At 59.9% G+C, this 23,956-nt stretch carries 24 protein-coding genes; 14 read left to right on the top strand and 10 right to left on the bottom strand.

The annotated features are described in order from the left end of the window. Nucleotides 1-24 precede the first annotated feature (24 nt). Nucleotides 25-1,926 carry a sigma-54-dependent Fis family transcriptional regulator gene (locus AOA60_RS12380; RefSeq protein WP_099584658.1) on the bottom strand — a complete coding sequence of 634 codons (1,902 nt, stop codon included), beginning with the start codon at nucleotides 1,924-1,926 and terminating at the stop codon, nucleotides 25-27. 272 nt (nucleotides 1,927-2,198) lie between these two features. Between AOA60_RS12380 and AOA60_RS12375 the strand changes: the two genes are divergently transcribed. From AOA60_RS12375 to AOA60_RS12335, 9 genes are all read left to right on the top strand, one after another. Further along, nucleotides 2,199-3,719 (top strand): aldehyde dehydrogenase family protein, encoded by a 1,521-nt coding sequence (locus AOA60_RS12375; protein ID WP_099584657.1) that lies wholly within the window; start codon nucleotides 2,199-2,201, stop codon nucleotides 3,717-3,719. Between the two features lie 148 nt (nucleotides 3,720-3,867). Continuing rightward, nucleotides 3,868-5,301 (top strand): ethanolamine permease, encoded by a 1,434-nt coding sequence (gene eat, locus AOA60_RS12370; protein WP_099584656.1) that lies wholly within the window; start codon nucleotides 3,868-3,870, stop codon nucleotides 5,299-5,301. A 52-nt stretch (nucleotides 5,302-5,353) separates the two neighbouring features. After that, nucleotides 5,354-6,748: an ethanolamine ammonia-lyase subunit EutB gene (locus tag AOA60_RS12365; RefSeq protein ID WP_099584655.1), complete on the top strand. Its 1,395-nt coding sequence runs from the start codon at nucleotides 5,354-5,356 to the stop codon at nucleotides 6,746-6,748. Continuing rightward, nucleotides 6,745-7,578, top strand: coding sequence for an ethanolamine ammonia-lyase subunit EutC (eutC, locus tag AOA60_RS12360; protein ID WP_099584654.1), 834 nt, complete (start codon nucleotides 6,745-6,747; stop codon nucleotides 7,576-7,578). The genes AOA60_RS12365 and eutC overlap by 4 nt, the downstream gene beginning before the upstream one ends. A 92-nt stretch (nucleotides 7,579-7,670) precedes the next feature. Beyond that, nucleotides 7,671-8,129, top strand: coding sequence for an N-acetyltransferase (locus AOA60_RS12355; RefSeq protein ID WP_017528964.1), 459 nt, complete (start codon nucleotides 7,671-7,673; stop codon nucleotides 8,127-8,129). A 280-nt stretch (nucleotides 8,130-8,409) separates the two neighbouring features. Continuing rightward, nucleotides 8,410-9,066, top strand: a complete 657-nt coding sequence (locus AOA60_RS12350) for a DedA family protein (RefSeq protein WP_099584653.1) — start codon at nucleotides 8,410-8,412, stop codon at nucleotides 9,064-9,066. A gap of 6 nt (nucleotides 9,067-9,072) precedes the next feature. Further along, nucleotides 9,073-9,888, top strand: coding sequence for a zinc-dependent peptidase (locus AOA60_RS12345; protein WP_099584652.1), 816 nt, complete (start codon nucleotides 9,073-9,075; stop codon nucleotides 9,886-9,888). Between the two features lie 108 nt (nucleotides 9,889-9,996). Continuing rightward, nucleotides 9,997-10,524, top strand: a complete 528-nt coding sequence (gene ppa / locus AOA60_RS12340) for an inorganic diphosphatase (RefSeq protein WP_003176323.1) — start codon at nucleotides 9,997-9,999, stop codon at nucleotides 10,522-10,524. A gap of 214 nt (nucleotides 10,525-10,738) precedes the next feature. Beyond that, entirely contained in the window at nucleotides 10,739-11,515 is a 777-nt protein-coding gene (locus AOA60_RS12335) for a S24 family peptidase (RefSeq protein ID WP_099584651.1), read from the top strand. Between the two features lie 225 nt (nucleotides 11,516-11,740). Here the strand turns inward: AOA60_RS12335 and AOA60_RS12325 are convergent, their stop codons facing one another. The 9 genes from AOA60_RS12325 to AOA60_RS12285 all read right to left on the bottom strand — a co-directional run bounded on the left by AOA60_RS12325 (nucleotide 11,741) and on the right by AOA60_RS12285 (nucleotide 18,379). Beyond that, nucleotides 11,741-11,977, bottom strand: coding sequence for a hypothetical protein (locus AOA60_RS12325; protein ID WP_099584650.1), 237 nt, complete (start codon nucleotides 11,975-11,977; stop codon nucleotides 11,741-11,743). A gap of 331 nt (nucleotides 11,978-12,308) precedes the next feature. Continuing rightward, nucleotides 12,309-13,466 (bottom strand): glutathionylspermidine synthase family protein, encoded by a 1,158-nt coding sequence (locus tag AOA60_RS12320; protein ID WP_099584649.1) that lies wholly within the window; start codon nucleotides 13,464-13,466, stop codon nucleotides 12,309-12,311. 12 nt (nucleotides 13,467-13,478) lie between these two features. Continuing rightward, nucleotides 13,479-14,192 carry a DUF1190 domain-containing protein gene (locus tag AOA60_RS12315; RefSeq protein WP_099584648.1) on the bottom strand — a complete coding sequence of 238 codons (714 nt, stop codon included), beginning with the start codon at nucleotides 14,190-14,192 and terminating at the stop codon, nucleotides 13,479-13,481. An 18-nt stretch (nucleotides 14,193-14,210) separates the two neighbouring features. Further along, entirely contained in the window at nucleotides 14,211-14,639 is a 429-nt protein-coding gene (locus AOA60_RS12310; RefSeq protein ID WP_099584647.1) for a DUF350 domain-containing protein, read from the bottom strand. A gap of 15 nt (nucleotides 14,640-14,654) precedes the next feature. Continuing rightward, the gene (locus AOA60_RS12305) at nucleotides 14,655-15,329 is read right to left on the bottom strand and encodes a DUF2491 family protein (RefSeq protein WP_099584646.1); all 675 of its coding nucleotides are present in this window, start codon (nucleotides 15,327-15,329) and stop codon (nucleotides 14,655-14,657) included. Further along, nucleotides 15,316-16,350 (bottom strand): ion channel, encoded by a 1,035-nt coding sequence (locus AOA60_RS12300; RefSeq protein ID WP_099584645.1) that lies wholly within the window; start codon nucleotides 16,348-16,350, stop codon nucleotides 15,316-15,318. The genes AOA60_RS12305 and AOA60_RS12300 overlap by 14 nt, the downstream gene beginning before the upstream one ends. Before the next feature lie 72 nt (nucleotides 16,351-16,422). Then, nucleotides 16,423-16,983 (bottom strand): rhomboid family intramembrane serine protease, encoded by a 561-nt coding sequence (locus AOA60_RS12295; protein WP_099584644.1) that lies wholly within the window; start codon nucleotides 16,981-16,983, stop codon nucleotides 16,423-16,425. 98 nt (nucleotides 16,984-17,081) lie between these two features. Continuing rightward, nucleotides 17,082-17,780: a PspA/IM30 family protein gene (locus AOA60_RS12290; protein ID WP_099584643.1), complete on the bottom strand. Its 699-nt coding sequence runs from the start codon at nucleotides 17,778-17,780 to the stop codon at nucleotides 17,082-17,084. A gap of 17 nt (nucleotides 17,781-17,797) precedes the next feature. Then, nucleotides 17,798-18,379: a YjfI family protein gene (locus tag AOA60_RS12285; protein ID WP_027605205.1), complete on the bottom strand. Its 582-nt coding sequence runs from the start codon at nucleotides 18,377-18,379 to the stop codon at nucleotides 17,798-17,800. A gap of 369 nt (nucleotides 18,380-18,748) precedes the next feature. Here AOA60_RS12285 and ycaC point away from each other — a divergent pair, with 369 nt between their 5' ends. From ycaC to dxs, 5 genes are all read left to right on the top strand, one after another. Then, nucleotides 18,749-19,381, top strand: a complete 633-nt coding sequence (gene ycaC / locus AOA60_RS12280; protein ID WP_099584642.1) for an isochorismate family cysteine hydrolase YcaC — start codon at nucleotides 18,749-18,751, stop codon at nucleotides 19,379-19,381. A 209-nt stretch (nucleotides 19,382-19,590) separates the two neighbouring features. Further along, a complete protein-coding gene (locus AOA60_RS12275; RefSeq protein WP_099584641.1) occupies nucleotides 19,591-20,730 on the top strand; it encodes a Fic family protein in 1,140 nt (379 codons plus the stop codon). A 74-nt stretch (nucleotides 20,731-20,804) separates the two neighbouring features. Next, entirely contained in the window at nucleotides 20,805-21,047 is a 243-nt protein-coding gene (locus AOA60_RS12270; protein WP_003176346.1) for an exodeoxyribonuclease VII small subunit, read from the top strand. Further along, nucleotides 21,044-21,931, top strand: a complete 888-nt coding sequence (ispA, locus tag AOA60_RS12265) for a (2E,6E)-farnesyl diphosphate synthase (protein WP_099584640.1) — start codon at nucleotides 21,044-21,046, stop codon at nucleotides 21,929-21,931. Before AOA60_RS12270 ends, ispA begins: the two co-directional genes overlap by 4 nt. Before the next feature lie 111 nt (nucleotides 21,932-22,042). Continuing rightward, nucleotides 22,043-23,941: a 1-deoxy-D-xylulose-5-phosphate synthase gene (dxs, locus tag AOA60_RS12260; protein WP_099584639.1), complete on the top strand. Its 1,899-nt coding sequence runs from the start codon at nucleotides 22,043-22,045 to the stop codon at nucleotides 23,939-23,941. Nucleotides 23,942-23,956 lie beyond the last annotated feature (15 nt).

Genomic DNA, 23,956 nt, shown 5'->3' with positions numbered 1-23,956 from the left:
TTTAGCTGTAGGACCTGACCACAGTCACCCGGATAGGGACGCCCGTGCGATGCCGTGCCGGCGCAGCTTTCTATAGAGTGTGTTACGGCTGACACCCAATTGCTCCGCCGTGCGGGTCATGTGCCAGCGTTGTTGCTCCAGGGCGGTAAGCAAGGCGAGTCGCTCGGCGTCTTCCAGAGGTAACTCTGCGGGCTTGGCCCCCGTCACCGGTTGCGGCCGGGCCTGGCGGATCGACGCGGGCAAGTCTTCCAGCCCCACGCGCCCGTTGTCACACAGCGCCGCCAGCGTGCGCAGAACCGTGCGCAGTTGTCGCACATTACCGGGCCAGGCAAAGGTCAGCAGCGCCGAACGCGCTGCCGGGTCGAGTTGTACGGTTTGCCCGCCCGCCTCTTCAGCCAGCAGGAAATCCAGCAACTGGGATTTATCGCTGCGCTCGCGCAACGCCGGCAAACCCACTTCCAGGCCATTGAGCCGGTAATACAAGTCCTCACGGAAACTGCCGTCCTGCACACGCGCCAGCAAATTGCGGTGCGTTGCGCTGACGATTCTGACGTTCACCGCCTCGGGCTCACCGCCGATGGGTACCACCATGCGATCCTCCAGCACCCTTAATAGACGGGTTTGCAGCGCCAGAGGCATATCGCCGATTTCATCGAGGAACAGGGTGCCGCCATCCGCCTGCTGCAACTTGCCCTGCATCCCTTCTTTGCGTGCCCCGGTGAAACTGCCGCCGCGATATCCGAACAGCTCACTCTCGATCAGGCTTTCCGGGATGGCGGCGCAGTTGAGGGCGACGAAGGCTTTGTCGGCACGCTGGCTGGCGTGATGCACAGCCTTGGCAAAGGCTTCTTTGCCGCTGCCGGTTTCCCCGTTAATCAACAGCGGCACATCCCGTTCGAATACCCGCAGGGCCTTGCGGAAATCGTTTTGCAACGCGGGGTCACCCAGGCAGATGCCGGCCAGACGGGCAGGCTCCGGCTTGTTGATGGGTACCGACACACTGCGCGGCAGCCCACGCAACGCGGCAAACAAGCGCCGCCCGTCACGGGTACGCAGCGGCCAACTGGCGGTCGCATTGGCGCTGGCGCGACCGAGCAACTGATCCAGGGAGCAGTCGAAAAACGCTTCCACAGGTTTCCCCAGCAAATCGCCACGCACCTGCCCCAACAGGTTCAGTGCGCTCTGGTTGAGCGCACAAATGCGCCCTTCGCCATCGAACGCCAGCAACCCTTCGCTGAACAGGCCCACCGACTCGGCCTGCAAGTGAAAGCGCAGCAACCAGTGATGTTCAAAGTGACGCAGGAAGTAACAACTCTCGATCATCTTCGCCGACAGATTCACCAGCGCCATCGTGTGGAACTGACTCTGGCGCGACACCGCTTCCCGGGCCGACGACACGTCCAGCACTGCCAGCAGTTCGCCATGGGGGTCGAACACCGGGCTTGCCGAGCAGGTCAGCCCGGTATGACGGCCACGGAAGTGCTCGTCGCGATGAATGGTCAGGGACTGGCGCTCCACCAGGCAGGTGCCGATGCCATTGGTGCCTTCGCAGGCCTCGCTCCAATCAGCACCGAGCCACAACCCGGCACGCTCGAAAATCTTGCGCTCGGACGGCGCTGTGACACAGTTGAGGATCACCCCGCGCGCATCGGTGAGAAGCACCGCGTGGCCGGCGCCGGAGAGTTGCTGGTGCAGGCTGTTCATCTCCGTGCCGGCGATGTGCAGGACTTGTTGCAGGCGCTCGCGGCTTTCCAGCAAACGGCCGTGTTCGAGCACGGTGGGGGCGATGGTTTGCGCAGGGTCGAGGTGGTAGTCCTCCAGGCATCGCAGCCAGGAACGGGCGATGGACGGATCGCTGGACGGGTCGCGGCCACGCGCCACGGTGATGACTTGCTGGGCATGGCGGCTGAAATGATCGTTGTGCATGTTCTTATTATTCTCCCTGCGTGAGAACGCCCAGCATCCCCCAGCCCTGCGACAGATGCAATCCCGTGCCGACCCACCGGTCACAGGCTGTACCGTTTATGGCACAAACTGTCACATGCGCTGTACCAGTCGTGTGACAGCAACGCCTTGCAACAAACCCCAACCCCTTGATTTACCTGGCCCTCAAAGCAGTGGCCCAACCTTTGCTCTACGCTTTATCAAGCGCTTGAGCGCTGCACTCCAATAAACATAAAAGCCAGGAGATACCCACCATGCGTTACGCACACCCCGGTACTGAAGGCGCGATCGTTTCGTTCAAGGCCAAGTACGGCAACTACATTGGTGGCGAATTCGTTGCGCCGGTCGACGGCAACTATTTCACCAACACCTCGCCGGTCAACGGCAAGCCTATCGCCGAGTTCCCGCGCTCTACTGCCAAAGACATCGACAAGGCACTCGACGCCGCCCACGCCGCCGCTGACGCCTGGGGCAAGACCTCGGCTCAGGACCGCTCGCTGGTGCTGCTGAAAATCGCCGACCGCATCGAACAGAACCTCGAACTGCTGGCCATCACCGAAACCTGGGACAACGGCAAGGCCGTGCGTGAAACCCTCAACGCCGACATTCCACTGGCCGCCGACCACTTCCGCTACTTCGCCGGCTGTATTCGCGCCCAGGAAGGCACCAGCGCCGAGATCAACGAACACACCGCGTCCTACCACTTCCATGAGCCTCTGGGCGTAGTCGGCCAGATCATTCCGTGGAACTTCCCGATCCTGATGGCTGCGTGGAAACTCGCGCCGGCCCTGGCCGCCGGTAACTGCGTGGTGCTCAAGCCCGCCGAGCAAACGCCGCTGGGCATCACCGTACTGATGGAAGTAATCGGCGACCTGCTGCCGCCGGGCGTGCTTAACGTGGTGCAAGGTTTCGGCAAAGAAGCCGGCGAGGCCCTGGCCACCAGCAAGCGTATCGCCAAGATCGCCTTTACCGGCTCGACCCCGGTGGGTTCGCACATCATGCATGCGGCGGCCGAGAACATTATTCCGTCCACCGTCGAGTTGGGCGGCAAGTCGCCGAACATCTTCTTCGCCGACATCATGAAAGCCGAACCGTCGTTCATCGAGAAAGCCGCCGAAGGCCTGGTGCTGGCATTCTTCAACCAAGGCGAGGTGTGCACCTGCCCATCCCGTGCGCTGGTGGAAGAATCGATCTACGACGACTTCATGAAGGTGGTGATGAAGAAAATCGAGCAGATCAAACGCGGCGACCCGTTGGACACCGACACCATGGTCGGCGCCCAGGCGTCCGAACAGCAGTTCGACAAGATCCTGTCCTACCTGGAAATCGCCAAGGGTGAAGGCGCGCAACTGCTGACCGGCGGCAAGGTCGAGCAACTCACCGGCGACATGGCGGGCGGCTATTACATCCAGCCGACCCTGCTCAAGGGCACCAACGACATGCGCGTGTTCCAGGAAGAAATCTTCGGCCCAGTGGTGAGCATCACCACCTTCAAGGACGAAGCTGAAGCCCTGGCGATTGCCAACGACACCGAGTTCGGCCTCGGCGCCGGCGTGTGGACCCGCGACATCAACCGCGCCTACCGCATGGGCCGGGCGATCAAGGCGGGCCGCGTGTGGACCAACTGCTACCACCTGTACCCGGCGCATGCCGCGTTTGGCGGTTACAAGAAGTCCGGCGTGGGTCGCGAAACCCACAAGATGATGTTGGATCATTACCAGCAGACCAAAAACTTGCTGGTGAGCTACGACATTAATCCGTTGGGCTTCTTCTAACTACCGCCCCTCCCACCTTTGAAATGCGATCAACTGTGGGAGGGGACTTTACCCCCTCCCAGAGTTTTAGATCTTCATAAGTACTTGCGATGTGCATTCGGCATAAATAAGCCGAGTTAAAAACAATAACAATGAAAGGTACTTTCCCATGCCTAACGAACCCACTGGCTCTTCCGTCGACTTCGAAAAAGTCGGCACCGATTACTTCCAACAACGCGAACTGAAAAAAGGCGCCGCCGGCTGGGTGCTGTTAGTTGGCCTTGGCGTTGCCTACGTGATCTCCGGCGACTACGCCGGCTGGAACTTCGGCCTGGCCCAAGGGGGTTGGGGCGGGATGTTCCTCGCTACATTGCTGATGGCCACCATGTACCTGTGCATGTGTTTTTCCCTGGCCGAACTGTCTTCCATGATTCCTACCGCTGGCGGTGGCTACGGCTTCGCCCGCAGTGCATTTGGCCCCTGGGGCGGGTTCCTGACAGGCACCGCGATCCTGATCGAATACGCCATTGCTCCCGCCGCCATCGCCGTGTTTATCGGCGCCTATTGCGAGTCACTGTTCGGCATTGGCGGCTGGATGATCTACCTGGCGTTCTACATCATCTTTATCGGCATCCATATTTTCGGGGTTGGCGAGGCTTTAAAGCTGATGTTCGTGATCACCGCCGTCGCCGCGATTGCCCTGGGCGTGTTCCTGGTGGCCATGGTGCCGCACTTCAACGTCGCCAACCTGCTGGACATTCCCGTGTCCGAGGCCAAGGGCGCCAGCACCTTCCTGCCCTTCGGCTACGTCGGTGTGTGGGCCGCGATCCCCTATGCGATCTGGTTTTTCCTGGCGGTTGAAGGTGTGCCACTGGCCGCCGAAGAAACCAAGAACCCCAAGCGCGACCTGCCTCGCGGCCTGATTGGCGCCATTGTGGTGCTGACCAGTTTTGCCCTATTGATCCTGGTGATTGCACCGGGCGGCGCGGGCACTTATGCGCTGATCAAATCCGGTAACCCGCTGGTTGAAGCGCTGGCGTTGTCCTACGGTGGTTCGACCTGGATGGGCAGCTTCGTCAACCTGGTGGGCCTGGCGGGCCTGATCGCGAGCTTTTTCTCGATTATCTATGCCTATTCACGGCAGATCTTCGCCTTGTCCCGCGCCGGTTACCTGCCGCGCAAACTGTCCCAGACCAACAAAAGCAAGGCGCCGGTACTGGCCTTGGTGATCCCCGGCATCATCGGCTTTGGCCTGTCGCTGACCGGCCAAGGTGATCTGCTGATCCTGGTGGCCGTGTTTGGCGCGACGATTTCCTACGTGCTGATGATGGCCGCGCACATCACCCTGCGCATTCGTCGCCCCAAAATGGAACGTCCTTACCGCACACCGGGAGGCATCTTTACCTCCGGTGTCGCGCTGGTATTGGCTTGCGTGGCCGTAGTGGCGGGCTTTTTGGTGGATCCGCGGGTGGTGATTGGCGCCGCGATCATCTATGGAGTATTAATTGCTTACTTTGCTTTCTACAGCCGGCATCACTTGGTAGCAGGCACGCCCGAAGAGGAATTCGCGGCGATCCAGGCCGCAGAGGCCGCCTTGCACTAACTGCCGTAAACCTCGACGCGAGCAACTGCTCGCGTCGTCAAGGAGACACTGTATGGCAAGCTTTTCCCACGCGGTCGGTGCACAGACCTACCGCTTCGACAGCCTCAAGGACGTGATGGCCAAGGCCAGCCCGGCACGCTCCGGGGACTTCCTCGCTGGCGTCGCCGCGCAGAACGACGGCGAGCGCGTCGCGGCGCAAATGGCGCTGGCGAACATCCCGCTCAAGCACTTCCTGGAAGAAGCGCTGATCCCCTATGAAAGCGATGAAGTCACCCGGCTGATCATCGACACCCACGATAAACCGGCGTTTGCAGCGGTCAGCCACCTGACCGTCGGCGGGCTGCGCGATTGGCTGCTCAGTGATGCGGCCGACGAACATTCCCTACGCGCATTGGCGCCGGGGCTGACACCGGAAATGGCCGCGGCCGTATCCAAGATCATGCGCGTGCAGGACTTGGTACTGGTGGCGCAAAAGATCCGCGTAGTCACCCAGTTTCGCGGCACCATGGGCCTGCGCGGGCGCCTGTCGACCCGCCTGCAACCCAACCACCCGACGGATGAACCGGCCGGCATCGCCGCCAGCATTCTCGACGGCCTGCTGTATGGCAACGGCGACGCCATGATCGGCATCAACCCGGCCACCGACAGCATCGCCTCGATCTGCGCCATGCTGGAGATGCTCGACGCGATCATCCAGCGCTACGAAATCCCCACCCAGGCCTGTGTGCTGACCCACGTCACCACCTCTATTGAAGCGATCAACCGGGGCGTGCCGTTGGATTTGGTATTTCAGTCCATTGCGGGGACAGAGGCGGCCAATGCCAGTTTCGGCATCAACCTGAACGTGCTGCAGGAAGGCTACGACGCGGGCTTGAGCCTGAACCGTGGCACCTTGGGCCAGAACCTGATGTATTTCGAAACCGGCCAGGGCAGCGCCTTGTCGGCCAACGCGCACTTTGGCGTCGACCAGCAAACCTGCGAAACCCGGGCCTATGCCGTGGCACGGCATTTCAAACCATTTCTGGTCAACACCGTGGTCGGGTTTATCGGCCCCGAGTACCTGTACAACGGCAAGCAGATCATCCGCGCCGGCCTCGAAGATCACTTCTGCGGCAAATTGCTGGGCGTGCCGATGGGTTGCGACATCTGCTACACCAACCACGCCGAAGCCGACCAGGACGACATGGACACCCTGCTGACCCTGCTCGGCGTGGCCGGGATCAACTTCATCATGGGCATCCCCGGCTCCGACGACATCATGCTCAACTACCAGACCACCTCGTTCCACGATGCGCTGTACGCCCGCCAGACACTGGGTTTAAAACCGGCGCCGGAGTTTGAACAATGGCTGGCGAAAATGGGCATCTTCACGCAGGCCGACGGCAAGGTACGCTTCGGCAATAGCCTGCCACCGGCGTTTCGCCAAGCCTTGGCGCAATTGGGATGAAGGAGCCGACCGTGCAATCAGAATTGCCTGACAACCCGTGGCTGGAACTGCGCCGCCTGACCCCGGCGCGCATCGCCCTGGGCCGTACTGGCACCAGCATTCCCACCAACGCCCAGCTGGATTTTCAGTTCGCCCACGCCCAGGCGCGGGACGCGGTGCACCTGCCCTTCGATCATGCAGGCATCAGCAGCCAACTGGCCGAACGCGGACGCGACAGCCTGTTACTGCACAGTGCCGCCAGTGACCGGCACAGCTACCTGCAACGCCCGGACCTGGGGCGACGTTTAAGCGATGAGTCAGCCCAGGCCCTGCGCGACCATGCGGCGGCCAACCCTGGCGGCGTGGACCTGGCGGTGGTGGTGGCGGATGGTCTTTCGGCGTTGGCGGTGCATAAACACACGCTGCCGTTTCTGACACGCATGGAGGAACAGACCCACGCCGAAGGGTGGTCCTTGTCGCCCGTCATTCTGGTGGAACAGGGCCGCGTTGCCGTGGCGGATGAGATTGGCCAATTGCTCGGCGCCAAGATGGTCGTCATCCTGATCGGCGAACGGCCAGGGCTCAGTTCGCCGGACAGTTTGGGGCTGTACTTCACTTACAACCCCAAGGTCGGCCTCACGGATGCGTATCGCAATTGCATCTCCAATGTGCGCTTGGAAGGCTTGAGTTATGGCATGGCGGCCCATCGCCTGCTGTACTTGATGCGAGAGGCCTGTCGCCGGCAGCTGTCGGGGGTCAACCTCAAGGATGAGGCGCAGGTGCAAACAATCGAATCCGACGACACGGACCTGATGAAAGGCAATTTCCTGCTCAGCCCACCCGAAGACTGATCCCGGCACGATTGCGCTTTTTGGCGTCTTTAGGCAGCATCAAGTCACGGCCGCGCGCGTGGTCATACCCCATTTGGAAGTTGAGGCCTGGCATGCGGATTACTCAAGCGACCCTGGAACACTTGGACCTGTTGACCCCGCTGTTCGTCAAATACCGCGAGTTTTACGGGGCGCTGCCCTTTCCGGATTCGTCGCGGGCCTTCCTGGAAAAGCGCCTGCGCCGCAAGGAATCGGTGATCTACCTGGCGCTGGCCGATGATGATGACAAGAAATTGCTTGGGTTCTGCCAGCTGTATCCAAGCTTTTCGTCGCTGTCGCTCAAGCGGGTGTGGATACTCAACGACATCTATGTGGCCGAGGACGCACGCCGCCAACTGGTGGCGGACAACCTGATGCGCACGGCGAAGAAGATGGCCAAGGAGACGCATGCGGTGCGGCTGCGGGTGTCGACCAGCAGTGACAATGAAGTGGCACAGAAGACCTACGAGTCGATCGGGTTTCGCGAGGACACGGAGTTCAAGAACTACACCTTGCCGATCAGCGAAGACTGAGCCCCCAAACACTGCAAACCCATTGTGGGAGGGGGCTTGCCCCCGATAGCGGCGTACCAGTCAGACTATTTATAACTGACACGCCCTCATCGTGGGCAAGCCCCCTGCCACATTTGGCTTTGCGACATCCCCCGCTACAAAACCAACAGGCTTTTCACCTCTCAATCCGTATAATGCGGACCCTTCAGGGTTGTAAGAAATGCGGCATACACTTGTAGCCTTATTAACCCGAGCTTCCGCACAAGCCTGCTGAGCCGGGCTATTCACACAGGTGCCATCCATGGATTTCAACCCGCTCGACCTTATCCTGCATCTCGACGTCTACCTCGACCTGCTGGTAACCAATTACGGTCCGTGGATCTACGCCATTCTGTTTCTGGTGATCTTTTGCGAAACCGGCCTGGTGGTCATGCCGTTCCTGCCGGGTGATTCCCTGTTGTTTATCGCCGGCGCCATCGCTGCAGGTGGCGGCATGGACCCGGTCTTGCTGGGCGGCCTGTTGATGCTGGCGGCGATCCTCGGCGACAGCACCAACTACGTGATCGGGCGAACTACCGGAGAACGCTTGTTCAGCAACCCGAACTCGAAAATCTTCCGCCGCGATTACCTGCAAAAGACCCACGACTTCTACGACAGGCACGGCGGCAAAACCGTAACCCTGGCGCGCTTCCTGCCGATCCTGCGCACCTTTGCGCCGTTCGTCGCCGGCATCGCGAGAATGCCCTACCCGCGCTTTTTCGGTTTCAGCGTACTGGGCACCATCCTCTGGGTCGGCGGCCTGGTGACCCTGGGCTACTTCTTCGGCAACGTGCCATTTATCAAGAAAAACCTGTCGCTGCTGGTGGTGTTCATCATCCTGCTGTCCCTGGTGCCGATGATCATCGGGGTGTTCCGCAGCCGTTTTGGCCGCACCTCCTCCGAAGCCAAGCCGCACTGACCTGCGATGTGGTCCCTCAGCGCCTGGCGTCGCCGGCGCCTGCTGGCCAAGCACCCGATTGCCGATGACACCTGGCAGCGGGTGCGCCACCACCTGACCTTCCTCGACGGCATCAGCGCCGAGCAGGACCAGTGGCTGCGCGAAGCCTGCGTGGTGTTCCTCGCCCAAAAACACCTGACCGCCCTGCCCGGCGTCGAACTGCACCAGGAACAACGCCTGCTGCTGGCCGCCCAGGCGCAATTGCCGCTGATGAACCTCGGCGACCTCGACTGGTACCAGGGCTTCCACGAAATCGTGCTGTACCCCGACGATTTCCTCAGCCCCCAGCGCCATCGTGACAGCAGCGGCATCGAACACGAGTGGGACGGCGAACACAGCGGCGAAGCCTGGCAACAAGGCCCGGTGATCCTCGCCTGGCCCGGCGTGCTCGCCAGCGGCCAGTGGGAAGGCTACAACCTGGTAATCCACGAACTGGCGCACAAACTCGACATGCTCAACGGCGACGCCAATGGCCTGCCGCCCCTGCACAGCGACATGCGCGTGCAGGAGTGGGCCAGCGTGATGCAGGGCGCTTACGACGACCTGAATCGCCAACTGGACGCCAACCCGGATGCCGAGACCGAGATCGACCCCTACGCCGCGGAAAATCCGGCGGAATTCTTTGCCGTCACCAGTGAATATTTTTTCAGCGCCCCGGATTTACTGGTCAGCACCTATCCACAGGTATACGCCCAACTCAGCCGCTTTTACCGCCAGGATCCCTTGGCCCGCCTGACCCTCCTGCAAGCCCACGACCCGCGTTATCAGCCGCAAGACGAATGACCGTACGACGTCTGGCGCATGGCATCGCCGTCAGAATATGCCTATAATCGCCGCCACTTTTAGGCCAATCCGGCCATGTCATATGGCCAACTACGGGGGCAACGCCCAATGAGCTACAGCAAGATTCCGGCTGGCAAAGACCTGCCGAACGACATCTACGTCGCCATCGAAATTCCGGCCAACCACGCGCCGATCAAATACGAAATCGACAAAGACAGCGACTGCCTGTTCGTTGACCGTTTCATGGCCACCCCGATGTTCTACCCGGCCAACTACGGTTTTATCCCGAACACCCTGGCTGACGACGGTGACCCCCTCGACGTGCTGGTTGTGACCCCTTACCCGGTTACCCCAGGTTCGGTTATCCGCGCTCGCCCAGTCGGCATCCTGAACATGACCGACGACGGCGGCGGCGATGCCAAAGTTATCGCGGTACCCCACGACAAGCTGTCCCAGCTGTACGTGGACGTGAAGGAATACACTGACCTGCCGCCACTGCTGCTGGAACAGATCAAGCACTTCTTCGAGAACTACAAAGACCTCGAAAAAGGCAAATGGGTGAAGATCGACGGTTGGGGCAACGCAGACGCCGCCCGCGCCGAGATCATGAAGTCGGTCGCTGCCTACAAAGGCTGACACTGACTCATCATTGCCCCGGCAATCAAAAAAGCTCCGATCATTCGGGGCTTTTTTTGTGGGAAAAATTAAACAACAAGTTCAACAGTTAGTACGCAGCGTTCAACTAAGCGCTCCTACCGAAAGATCCGACTACAACTAAGTAAAAACCTACACGTGCAATTCAACGCATGGTTTATTTGATTAGTTTTTTCGGCCAGTAAACTCTGCGTTTATGAATACATCAGGTGATCGTTTAAAAGCGCTATTGCGGGAAGTTCATCTTTCCGCTTCAGACTTCGCCAAGAACCGCGGTGTCACGCCTCAACACGTGAACAACTGGTTCAAGCGCGGCGTACCCATGGGCCGACTCAACGAGATCGCAGAACTGCTCTGCGTCTCCAGCCGTTGGCTGCGCAACGGTGAAGGCCCCAAACACCCTCCGGCCAACTTCCTGCTCGAAGGCCCGGAAACACGCAAAGGACTGCCCACCACCCGCGAAGGAAGCGGCAAATACCTCACAGGCCCCGCCTGCCCACCGGAAAAAATCGACGTGGAGATTCCCCTCCACCCCACCTTCACCTCAACCCAACGCATCCGTGTCGCCCTGTACACCCTCGAAACCCTCAACGTAAACCCCGACCGCGCGGTAGGCGCCTACATGGTCGACAACAGCATGATCGACATCATCCAACAAGGCTCCACCCTCGCCATCGACAAAGGCCGCACCCAGATCATCGACGGCGAAATCTACGCCGTCGAACACGACGGCATGCGGCGCATCAAATACCTCTACAACCGCCCCGGCGGCGGCCTGCGCATGCGCAGCCACAACGCCGGCGAACACCCGGATGAATACCTGAACCATGAAGAACGGTTCGAGCAGAACTTCAAAATCGTCGGCTGGGTATTCTGGTGGTCCACCCTCAACAACCGCCGCCCGCCGGTGCCGCTGGATGAGCATCTTTTGGGCTGGGAAGGCTCTAAATCGGAACCGGAGGTGGGCAATTGACGTGAATGTGGGTATCATGCGCCGCACATTTGGCAGGGGGTGGCTTTACGGCTATCCACCTTGCTCGGCGAAGCGGAGGAGTTCCCGCGGATGCCCCTACTATTCAGCCCGACGCAATGTGGGCTGAGCGATTTGAAGGCTGCTGAGGTTTGTCAAAAACAAGCTGAGGCAGTCCCCGAGAAGCCGGCCACAAGCCGGCTTTTTAATGCTCGAAAATCCTAAACGTTAGCTAGTCTGCATACACTCCACCGCCCGGTCCGCCACCATCTTCGCCATCTCCACCAAATGCATCACCGCCCTCTGCGGCGCGGCCATTGGCTCACCGAGCACTTGCGAAGTCGCTACCGCACACTGCAGCAACTCAGCCACACGCACCCAGGCATCTTCAAAGCTCAGCTCTTCATTGACAATAAAGGGGTTAGTCTCAGGCGGTGAGGGCGAATCCGAAACAACGTTATCCATAGCAAACCTCCAATCGATAATTTGGAGCTGCCACTAAGCGCGACTAAACGAAAGGTGGCAGCTGTACGCAGGTTAGTCGACCGGTCGATTGGAAACCCGGCGCACCCGAAGGTGCCCTGCGCACAGCCACCATAAGATGCAGGCGAAGATGCCTGACTCATGAATTGCCTATGCGCCAATCGAATCCGGGCGACTAAACCCGATCACTGAATTTGCAGTGACGGATCGCAGCCTAGTCACGCATTCCCGCTGACGCAATGCGGTTGGGATTCTCTCGGAAACGTCCTCCAAATGAAAGGGATCAGCCCTGCTGGCCCTTTAAGCTCCAACCTCAATCCAATATCAAATGCGGCAAAAACCGACTCGAATCCTTGGTAATCAAACTATTGTCCTCCCGCACCCCAATCCCTGCCGCCTGATCACCAATCACCCAAGACCCAATCAGCGTATAGCTGTCCCCAAACCGCGGCAGCGGTGCGAACTCCTGAAGGATAAACGGCGCATCCGTGTAGGGACCATCCTCTTTCACGATCAGCCCATCAGCCGTTTGCAGTTCGATATTTGCCCCTTCCCGCGAGAAGAACGGCTTGCGCACCCAACCTTTTGGCACGGCTTTACCCGGTTCGGTATCCAAGTGGGCCGCGAGCAAATTCGGGTGGCCTTTGTTGAACTCCCACAGCAGCGGCAGGATGCCTTTGTTGGAGAGGATAGATTTCCAGGCAGGCTCGAAAAACTGCGTGTCACTCTCGGCAATGGCGGCGCCGAAAGGTTCGTGGAAAATGAACTCCCAGGCGTGCAGCTTGAACAGGTGCGGAATCCAGCGATCCTCCAGGTCGACGAAGCGGCCTTCGCTGGTCAGGCCGATGTCTTCGATGTCGATATGGCGTGATTCGATGCCGACTTTTTCCGCGACGAGGCGCAGGTAGTCGGTGGTGCCTTTGTCTTCGGTCGAACCTTTCATCGAGGCGAAGTAGAACGGCTGGTTGACCTGCAGTTGGGCGAAAGCCTGGTGCAGTTTGGTGTCGATGCTGTTGAACTGGTCGGCATGCTTGGGCAGCAGGCCGCGTTCGATGCATTGCTCGAGCCAGCCCCACTGGAACGCGGCGGCCTCGTAGAGGCTGGTCGGTGTGTCGTAGTTGAGTTCCAGCAGCTTGGCAGGCCCGGTGCCGTTGTAGGAGAAGTCCATGCGCCCGTACAGGTGCGGGTGGCCTTCGAGCCATGAGGTTTTGATCATGTCGAAGAAGGGCGCGGGAATGCTCAGGCGTTCGAGCAGTTCTTCGCTCTGGACCACGCGGGCGACGAGGTCCATGCACATGTCGTGGATCTCGGTGGTCGGGTCTTCGAGGTCGTGCTCGATTTGCTTGAGCGTGAACTGGTAGTACGCGCTTTCGTCCCAGTAGGGTTCGTCGTCAATGGTGTGGAACAGGAAGCCGAGGCTGTCGGCGGTCTGTTTCCAGTCATGACGTTCTGCACATTGGATCTTCTTCATGGCCCGCCTTCCTTAACTGCTCGACCCGCCGCCGCCCCAGCCGCTGCGTGCACTGGCCTTGCTGCCGAAGCCACCACGGGAGGTGGCCGACGCAACGGAGCTGGACTTGCTGGAACTGCGCAGCGTGTTGGTGTAGTTGCTGCTGCCGTAGCGGACCTGGTTGGAGCGGCCAAACGTCGCGCCATTGGACACACGCTGATTAAGCGTCGAGTTGCCGTATTCGCCGCGATCATCGCGATAGCGGTACACCGGCTCGGAGCGGTAGCTGTTGCGGTTGTTGCTCAGCATGTTGCCGATCAGCAGTCCGGTCAGCAGGCTGCTGGTGGAGAAGCCGGAGCCGCCGCTGTTCGCCTGGGAGCCGCCCGCTTGAGCATTGGCGGCATCGACCTGGGACTGGGTCACCTGGCCTTCGGCGGTCAGTTCGAAACCGCCCAGCTTGGGAATGAACTGGCCATTGGAGTCCAGTTGGCACCAGCCGGCGACAAAATCGGCATCGCAATCGGCCTGGCTGGCGTACACCGGCGCAATGCGGCGATGCTCAGCCATGGCCGTCATGTAGGCGTCCGAGCAGACGTCCACCGGGAGTTTTTCATCGGCGCACTGCTGAACCGACTGGAAGTTGTACTTCTTCTGCAAATCGTAGGTTTTTTCGGTCGGCCCGCAGCCGGATATCGCCATCGCGACCGACGCTGCCAGCGAAAGCTGGACGTACTTGCTTCGTTTCATCGGGAGCTCCGTGGGCAATCAGTTCTGGGTAGGCGTCATGCACGCGGCGTTCAACATGCCGACGCTGATGGCCACGGCGGCGACGTAGATACCCGCTGCGAGTTCACCTCTCTTGATGCGCTCGGAGGTGCCCTTGAGCACCAGGCTGGTCAGCAGGAACGCCAACAGTTGGACGACAGCAGCGATCACTGCCCAGACGACGAAGTCGAGGATGCTGATCGAGTAGGCAATCACGTTGCTGGCCGGAATGGCAAAACCGACGATGGCACCGCCCAGGGCGACCGCCGCAGACACGTTGCCCGCCCGGATCAGTTCAAACTCCTTGTGCGGCGTGATGCGGGTGTAGATGAACTGGAACAGCGCGAACAGCACCGCCGCGCCCAGAAGGTAGGTGACAAAACCAAGCACGGCGGCTTTGTTCAGGGAGATGGAGAGAGCTTCTAACATGGACTTCTTCCTTTTTTAGAGCGCATTCAAGTCGGTTGTGTACAGCGAAATGCCCAGCGAGGTGCTCAGGCTGACGGTGCCTTCGGCGTCTTCTTCGACGGAAAACAGCAGGAACTCACGTCGATCGGTCAGGCCGGTGTCACGGGCGTATAGCATCGAGCGGTGCTCGACGCTGTAGGAGTCCTCGGGGTTTATTACGTGCTCGCTCATGGCCACCAATTCCGTCTGGCCATCCTCGCTGCCCCACACGCGTGCGTATTCGACGCCGTTGTGGGTGTAGGTCGGCAACCCGATCAGGCTCTGGGACCCCGCCAGCCGACGCAATTCAGCTTCGCTGCTGAGCGTGACGTAACTCCGGTAGTTGAACAGGATCACGGACTCGACCTGCCCGGCGATCTCGCCCGTGGTGTGCACCTGCAGCCAGTAATCTTCGTCGTTCATGTAGTAGCGCGACAGCCAGGTCGACTGCCCGAGGTCAACGGTGCCGTTACTCCAGATTTCCTGGGAGCCAGGGATAACCACCGTGGTTTTCCCGTCGAGCAACAACTTCAGGGTTGTGTCGAATATCACGCCTTTGCCCGGTGCCAGGCCTAGCGGCCCGGTGGTCGGCAGGGGTTCGGCGGCGGCGCCTTTCGATTGCGTCGTCGCTTGCGGGGCCTCAAGCCCCATCAACTGTTTAAACCATCCCATTGGAGATTTCCTTGAGGCGGGTGGAGGCGATGTAGAAGAGTTCACCGCCTTCAACGCGTGTGGCGTTGGGCGGGTTGATCGACGGTTGCTGGGCGCCTTTGGCGCGATAGCCGATGAGGGTGGCGTTGTGCTGCTCTTTCAGTTGGCTATACAGATCGCCGAAGGTGGCTTCAAACGCGTCGGGCAACTTCATCAGGTATTGGGTGGCTCCCTGCCCTACACACAGCAACTCATTGATGACCACCGAGGAGCCTGGGTCCTGAGACGCACGCACCAACATTTCGATGGCCATGCTGGATGTGCATTCCAGGCTCGGCGCATAGGAGCTGGCCAGCGCGGCAATTTCACTTTCATTGAAATGGGCGACGACATGCCCGACAGGACTGAGTTGATTCACCGCCAGCACCGTGGCCAGGGTCAGATCGTCAGACGGGGTTCGTACCAGCACACGCTCGGCACCGGGCACGCCGGCACGCTGCAATAACGCGGTGGAGGACAGGCTTTCACCGCGGATGAACGCGGCTTTGCCCGGCATCGGGTTTTCTTCGAGGGTGCAGTCGCAAATGACGATCAGGTTGTCGTTCGAGGTTTCGTCTTGCAGCAACAGCTCAATGACGCGCTCACTGGACGCGCCCTCCCAGCCAATCAGCACGGTATGGCCGACCTTTCCGGTGAAATCGCCTTTGCCCTTCATGCCTTTTCTCCATGCATCGATAACACTGCTGGTGGTTTTGCCAATGGCTGCCGTCAGCAGCGCAATGCCGCCGAGCATCACCCAGGTGGCCACGAACACGCGCCCCGCCGAGGTCTGCGGTGCGAGATCGCCGTAGCCGACGGTCAGCGTGGTGGTGAGATAGAAGTAAACAAAGGTGGCGGGCGCCGTGAGGTGCTGTTCGCCCAGGTACACCAGGCCCAGATAGGCCGTGCTCAGGTGTACACCCAAGGCAACCACCAGACCCGCCCAGCCGAAGCGGTGAAAGAGAGAGGAGGCGTACATGCGCAACAAAAGAAAAATCGACATTTAGTCCCTGGCTCCCTGGGTACTTGATTCCTGATGACGCCATCGCCTCGACGTCTGGATGCTCAAGTGCGTTCAGGCGGCATTAAACCTGCTGCGCGGTTTGGAGAGAAGTACCCTGGCTGCAATAAATCCGGCAAATGCACCAAAGAGATGCCCTTCAAAGGAAACACCCTGACGAGGAAGAAATCCAAGGATCAGGCCGCCGTACAGTAGCGCCACGACACTGGCCGTTATCAGGTTGCTCCAGCTCCTGTGGAACCAGGCGCGAGACAACAGGTACGCCCACAACCCAAATACCCAACCGCTGGCCCCTACGTGGATACCCGCAAAACCGAACAGCCAGACCAGCGAGCCGCCCAGCACAATGATGATCATACTGACGGTTACGAACCGACTGAGCCCTTCGAGAATCACCAGGGTGCCCAATACCAAAAAGGCAATCAGGTTGGCGCTCAGGTGGGCAAACGAGCCGTGCAAAAACGGTGAGGCGAGGATGCCGAACAGCCCATGTAGCGTTCTTGGGACCAAGCCGAACGCCATGAGGCTGTATCCGGTCACCACATTGAACAACTGCAGCGCGACCATCAAAAGGGCCACGCCTGCGATTGTCTTGAACCCCTTCAGGGCATCCATCCTGACCTCGCCGTAAATAGAGAAGGGTTGAGAATAAATGCCCGGTCGTTAAGGAAGATCACTGCTCCCTCGCCTCAGGTACCGTGCTAGCCCTTCGCCTACTCGGTCGACTTTTGCTTCAGGCGCTCCAGAATCGCATTGGCGCTGCCTTCGTTCGGCGTGATGCCTGCGTCGCGCAGCTTGCGCTCCAGGTCGGTCCCCGTGGACGCCTCAACCAACTCATCCTGGGCTTGCAGTTCAGCGGCACGCTGCTGTTGCTTGGCCTGCAAACGATTCAACGTACCGACGGCGGTTTCCAGCTTGCCGTTGGCGCCGCCGCTGGCGATGGAGGCGCTGACCTGGGCCTTCTGTACGCTGTCGCGAGCCTTGGCCATATCCACTTGCTGACGCAGGCTTTTGATCCGGCTTTCGGCCTTGGTGATGTCCTTGCGCATGCTTTCTGCATACCCACCGAACTCCGCAGCTTGCTTATGCTCGACATCCCGCTCGTTGGTCAGGCTCGAAATGGCTTCGGCCACTTCCAGGGCGAGGTCTTCACGATTGGCCTGCAGGGCAGCCACTGCCTTGGACTCCAGGTCCTTGATCTTGGCGTCGTACTCGCTGACGCGATCAGTCGCCAATTTGTGCTTGGCCATGATGCTGACCAGCTCACGCTTGGCATTGGCCAGCGCGGTGTCGGCATCGCGGATTTCCTGATCGAGGATGCGCAGGGCTTGTTGGTCGACGATCGATTCGCCGACTTCGTTGGCACCGCCACGCAGCGCGGTGAACAATTTGCTCCAGATGGACTGAGTCATTGGATACTCCCGAATACTTAATTGAAGAAACGTTCGAAGGCTTCGCTGGCGCGCTGCACGTTGTCGACCAGGGTTTTCACCTCGGTCACGATATTGGTCAGGCTGGAGTCGGAGCTCAGAGCGCCGAACATGTTGTAGACCACTTGCCCGTTAGGCATGGACTCGATACCGATGGAGGACAGCGGGAACATTTCCCGGCTGCGCAACACTGCGTCATTGAATTTCGCGACATCGTTGATGGACTCGACATCAACCAGGACCGTGTCCACGATGATCTGCTCGCCAACCACCGCGATGTAAATCGGCAAGCCACCGAAGTCGTTCATTTCCAGCTTGATGCTGGACTCGGAGCCTTGAACGAGAGAAAGCGTAATGTCCTTGGACACCACGTCGTCCAGAGCCTGAAGAGCGGTGAAGAGGCGATCGATATTCCAGTTGGTACCTGCGCTCATGAAATTCTCCGACATGAATGAGCCAGCCAGAATCGGCTGGCGAAGCTGTTTCTCCATCTGCTTGAGCAGGCTTCGGTTTTCGGGAAGCACCCAAGTCTCGTGTTTCACATAGCCGGCGGCCGCCAGGCCTGCACGCATCTGCTTCATGTAAAAGCTCGATGGCTTCTTGGCGGACGGCTTCAAGCGCTCTCCCTGAAGGCTTGCTGAATCGGTATCGGGCCCTTTAGGCGGACTCGATGGAGAGCTGCTTTCCATGGTACTGACCTCGCTGTGAAAAACTCACGCGTGAGAAAATCTACAGGCATTTTTTGCCACACTCAATAGCTCACGCGTGAGATTTTTTGACTTACTTTGCCGCCCACGAAAAGGATCAGTCCTACTGACAAATCCTCAATTGTCTCATCTGAGTTGACGGTATTACCCAATTCAGCCGATTTATCCGCCAACACCCACCCATTAATCTGTGCCCATGTTGAACGCAACGCCCAACCAACCTAAACAAAAAAGGATTCAACCATGAGCACTCCAACCTACAGCCGCTTGAACAAAGACGACGCCATCGTTCTGCTGGTCGACCACCAGACCGGCCTGATCTCCCTGGTGCAGGACTTCTCGCCCAACGAGTTCAAGAACAACGTGTTGGCCCTGGCCGACCTGGCCAAGTTCTTCAACCTCCCGACCATCCTCACCACCAGCTTCGAGCAAGGCCCCAACGGCCCGCTGGTGCCAGAGTTGAAAGAGATGTTCCCGGACGCGCCGTACATCGCACGCCCTGGCCAGATCAACGCGTGGGACAACGAAGACTTCGTCAAGGCGATCAAGGCCACTGGCCGTAAGCAGATCATCATTGCCGGTGTGGTCACGGATGTGTGCGTAGCGTTCCCGACCTTGTCGGCGCTGGCGGAAGGGTTTGAGGTGTTTGTAGTGACCGATGCCTCCGGCACGTTCAACACCACGGTGCAGCAAGCAGCGTGGAGCCGGATGACGCAAGCCGGTGCGCAGTTGATGAACTGGTTCTCGGTGGCGTGTGAGCTGCACCGCGACTGGCGCAACGATATCGAAGGCCTGGGGAATTTGTTGTCCCAGCGCATTCCCAACTATCGCAACCTGATGAATGGATATGCGGCGCTGACGGCTCATCAGAAATAAGTCAGCCGAGATTCGCGATAAGCCTGCCCTTAAAAGCAGGCTTTCGTTGTTGCTGAGCGTTTTACCAGTGCGCTTCAGCAAACGGGTTTAGAGGCGAGGGGTGACCAACAACTTTAACTCAATGGACGATGAGCCGATTAGAATGCACAATCGGCTCACAAAATGAGCCGAATAATTTTTTATTCGGCTCACGCACCAGGTATTCCTCCATGGACCAACCACACTGGATCTGGCAACACACCGACTGGCCCCACTTCCACTGGCAACCTGGGCGCTTGGCGGCTTTGCTGCGTGAGTGCGGGCATGCCCAAGGCAGGTTGTTGGGCATGCTCGGCTCTGTCAGCCAGGCCATCAGTGCAGAGAATGAATTGGATGCGCTGCTGCAAAACATTCTGACCTCTTCGGCCATCGAAGGTGAGCAACTGAACGTTGGCTCTGTTCGTTCCTCCCTGGCCCGACGGATGGGCCTGGAGGCGCTGAAAGACGGTCAGGTAAGCCGCCGCAGCGAAGGTCTCGCCGAGCTGATGATGGATGCCACCCAACAATTCAACCAGCCCTTTACCCTCGCCCGCTTATTGAACTGGCACCAGCTATTGTTCCCGGTCCCGCAAGCAAACTATGCCTCCCGACCACTCAATATCGGGTCATTAAGGGGCGGTGAGCCAATGCAAGTGGTGTCGGGCCGACTTGATCGGCCAACCGTGCATTTCGAGGCCCCGCCGCGTCCAGGGCTGGAACAGTCGCTGGATGATTTCCTGGAGTGGTTCGAAACCAGCCGCGATCAGCCGGAACTGGATCCGCTGGTACGCGCAGGCGTTGCGCACTTCTGGTTTGTCACGCTGCACCCCTTCGATGACGGCAATGGTCGCCTGACACGCGCTATCACCGATTTGGCATTAGCCCAAGGCGAGCATCAGGCCATTCGTTTTTACGCCATGTCAGCCAGCATTCTTGAAGACCGCATCGGTTATTACAACGCGCTTGAGTCCAGCCAGAGGGCCACGCTGGATATCACTGAGTGGCTGGAGTGGTTCCTTAAAACCCTGTTGCGCAGTGTGCAGCAAGCCATGGCGAGGATTGACCGAGTGCTGGGCAGGAGCCGGTTCTGGCAGCAACACCGCGACCTTCCTTTGTCTGCTGAACAGATCAAGGTCCTCAATCGCCTGCTCGACGGTGGTGAAAAGGGTTTCGAACACGGCATCAGCGCTGCGCAGTACCAAGCGGTGGCAAAGGTATCCAAGGCGACGGCGACGCGACACCTGGCTGACCTGCTGGAAAAAAACTGCCTGATCCGTCTCCCCGCAGGCGGCCGCAGCACGCGTTATCAAGTCAATACAGTAGGCGACTGATGCCCCGCTCATTTGCCCACCATCCCCATGTCTGCTAGTGTCCCGCCGGTTTACCGTCTACCGGAATAGCCGCCATGGCCCGCAAAAAAGTTGCACTCGATTTCGAACAATCCCTCGCCGACCTGCAAACCTTGGTCGAGCGTCTGGAGAACGGCGAGTTGTCGCTGGAGGACTCACTGACAGCGTTTGAGCAAGGCATCGGCCTGACTCGCGACTGCCAGAGCGCGCTGGCGCAGGCAGAGCAGAAGGTGCAGGTGTTGCTGGAGCGTGATGGGGAGTTGGCCGAAGAACCTTTCGATGCGGAACAGCCCGAATGATCGACGCGTATCAGGCCAGTAGCCAAGCCCGGGTGAATGCGGCGCTGGAGCCCTTGTTTGTTGCGCCCAGCCCGGAAATGAACCGCCTTTATGCCGCCATGCGCTACAGCGTGATGAACGGCGGCAAACGTGTGCGCCCGTTGCTGGCGTACGCGGCCTGTGAAGCCCTCGGCACCCCTGCCGAGCAGGCCAACGGCGCGGCGTGTGCAGTGGAATTGATCCACGCTTATTCCCTGGTACACGACGATTTGCCGGCGATGGACGACGACGATCTGCGTCGCGGCCAGCCCACCACTCATAAAGCCTTTGATGAAGCCTATGCGATCCTGGCCGGTGATGGCCTGCAGAGCCTGGCGTTCAGCGCACTGCTGGACCCGCGCTTGAGCAGCGTCAACGCCGAGATCCGCCTGCGCATGGTCACCGCCCTGGCCCACGCGGCAGGACCGGCCGGCATGGTCGGCGGGCAGGCAATCGACATGGGTTCGGTCAGTCTCAAGCTGGATCAGCAAGCCCTTGAACATATGCATCGCCACAAGACCGGCGCGCTGATCGAAGCCGCCGTGCACCTCGGCGCCCTGGCCAGCGGCCGTGCCGACGCGGCCCAATTGGCGGCATTGCAGATCTATTCCCGAGCCATCGGCCTGGCGTTCCAGGTGCAGGACGACATACTCGACGTGGAAAGTGACACCGCCACCCTGGGCAAGCGCCAAGGTGCCGATATCGCACGGGACAAACCGACTTATCCTGCGCTTCTTGGGCTCGATGCTGCCAAGGCATACGCCCTGGAACTGCGCGACCAGGCCCTGGACGCCCTGCGACCTTTCGACGCGGCAGCCGAGCCGCTGCGTGACCTGGCTCGGTATATCGTCGAACGCCGGCACTGAAAACGGCGGCCATTGCCGCCGCATATCGGCCAAGTTCGGCGCTCTGCGTGGGCAGTTTGCGATGCTTGAGGTAAACTGCCGCCTCTTCTTATACCTATAACGATTCGCCTGATGCCCACGACGTTTCAAGAGATTCCCCGCAAGCGCCCGTCCACGCCCCTGCTCGACCGTGCTGCCACGCCGGACGGCCTGCGTCGTCTGGGTGAAGCCGAGCTGGAAACCCTGGCCGATGAACTGCGCCTGGAATTGCTCTACACGGTCGGCCAGACCGGTGGGCATTTCGGTGCTGGCCTGGGCGTCATCGAGCTGACCATCGCCTTGCATTACGTGTTCGACACCCCCGACGACCGGCTGGTGTGGGACGTGGGCCATCAGGCGTATCCGCACAAGATCCTCACGGGCCGCCGCGAGCGCATGGCCACCCTGCGCCAGAAGGACGGCGTTGCCGCCTTCCCACGCCGGTCAGAGAGCGAGTACGACACCTTTGGCGTCGGCCACTCCAGCACCTCGATCAGTGCAGCGCTGGGCATGGCGATTGCCGCACGTCTGCAAAACAGCGATCGCAAGGCGATCGCGGTGATCGGCGATGGCGCATTGACAGCTGGCATGGCCTTCGAAGCGCTGAACCATGCGCCGGAAGTGGACGCCAACATGTTGGTGATCCTCAACGACAACGACATGTCGATCTCGCGCAACGTCGGTGGCCTGTCGAATTATTTGGCAAAGATTCTTTCCAGTCGTACCTACGCCAGCATGCGCGAAGGCAGCAAGAAGGTGCTCTCGCGTCTGCCCGGCGCGTGGGAAATTGCCCGACGGACCGAAGAATATGCCAAGGGCATGCTGGTTCCCGGCACCCTGTTCGAAGAGTTGGGCTGGAACTACATCGGCCCCATCGACGGCCATGACCTGCCGACCTTGATCGCCACACTGCGTAACATGCGTGACCTCAAGGGCCCGCAGTTCCTGCATATCGTCACCAAGAAAGGCAAAGGCTTCGCCCCGGCGGAAGTCGATCCGATTGGCTACCACGCGATCACCAAGCTGGAACCGGTGGACGCCCCCGCCGCCGCGCCGAAAAAGGCCAGCGGGCCGAAGTATTCCGGTGTGTTCGGCGAATGGCTGTGCGACATGGCCGCCGCCGACTCGCGTCTGGTGGGCATTACCCCGGCGATGAAGGAAGGCTCCGACCTGGTGGCATTCAGCGAGCGTTTCCCGCTGCGCTACTTCGACGTGGCGATTGCCGAGCAACATGCGGTGACGTTCGCGGCCGGCATGGCCTGCGAAGGCGCCAAGCCGGTGGTGGCGATCTATTCCACCTTTCTGCAACGTGGTTATGACCAGCTTATTCACGATGTGGCGGTACAAAACCTCGACGTACTGTTCGCCATCGACCGCGCAGGCCTGGTGGGCGAAGACGGTCCGACCCACGCCGGCAGCTTTGACCTGTCGTACCTGCGCTGCATCCCCGGCATGCTGGTGATGACGCCGAGCGACGAAAACGAACTGCGCAAGATGCTCAGCACCGGCCACCTGTACAACGGCCCGGCCGCCGTGCGTTACCCGCGTGGGAACGGTCCGAATGCGGTGATTGAAAAAGATCTTGAGTCGATCGAAATCGGTAAAGGCATCGTGCGGCGCCAGGGCAACAAGGTCGCGTTCCTCGTGTTTGGCGTGCAATTGGCCGAAGCGCTGAAAGTCGCCGAAAAGATCGACGCGACCGTGATCGACATGCGTTTCGTCAAACCGCTGGATGAAGCCCTGGTGCGCGAGATCGCCGGTAGCCATGAGTTGCTGGTGACCGTTGAGGAGAACGCCATCATGGGCGGCGCCGGTGCGGCGGTCAGTGAATTCCTGGCGCGGGAGAACATCCTCAAGTCGGTGCTGCACCTGGGCTTGCCGGATGTGTACGTCGAACACGCCAAGCCGGCGCAGATGCTGGCGGAGTGTGGTTTGGACGAGGCAGGCATCGAGGCCGCGGTGCGCGTGCGCTTGGCGCTGCTCTCCCGGTAGAAATCGCATCAACAT

It is taken from the genome of Pseudomonas sp. 2822-17 (assembly GCF_002742485.1).
GTDB classification, from domain to species: Bacteria; Pseudomonadota; Gammaproteobacteria; order Pseudomonadales; family Pseudomonadaceae; genus Aquipseudomonas; species Aquipseudomonas cyclaminis.
Note: the sequence above shows the minus strand (reverse complement) of the source record. Positions and strands in the feature narration are given on the sequence as shown.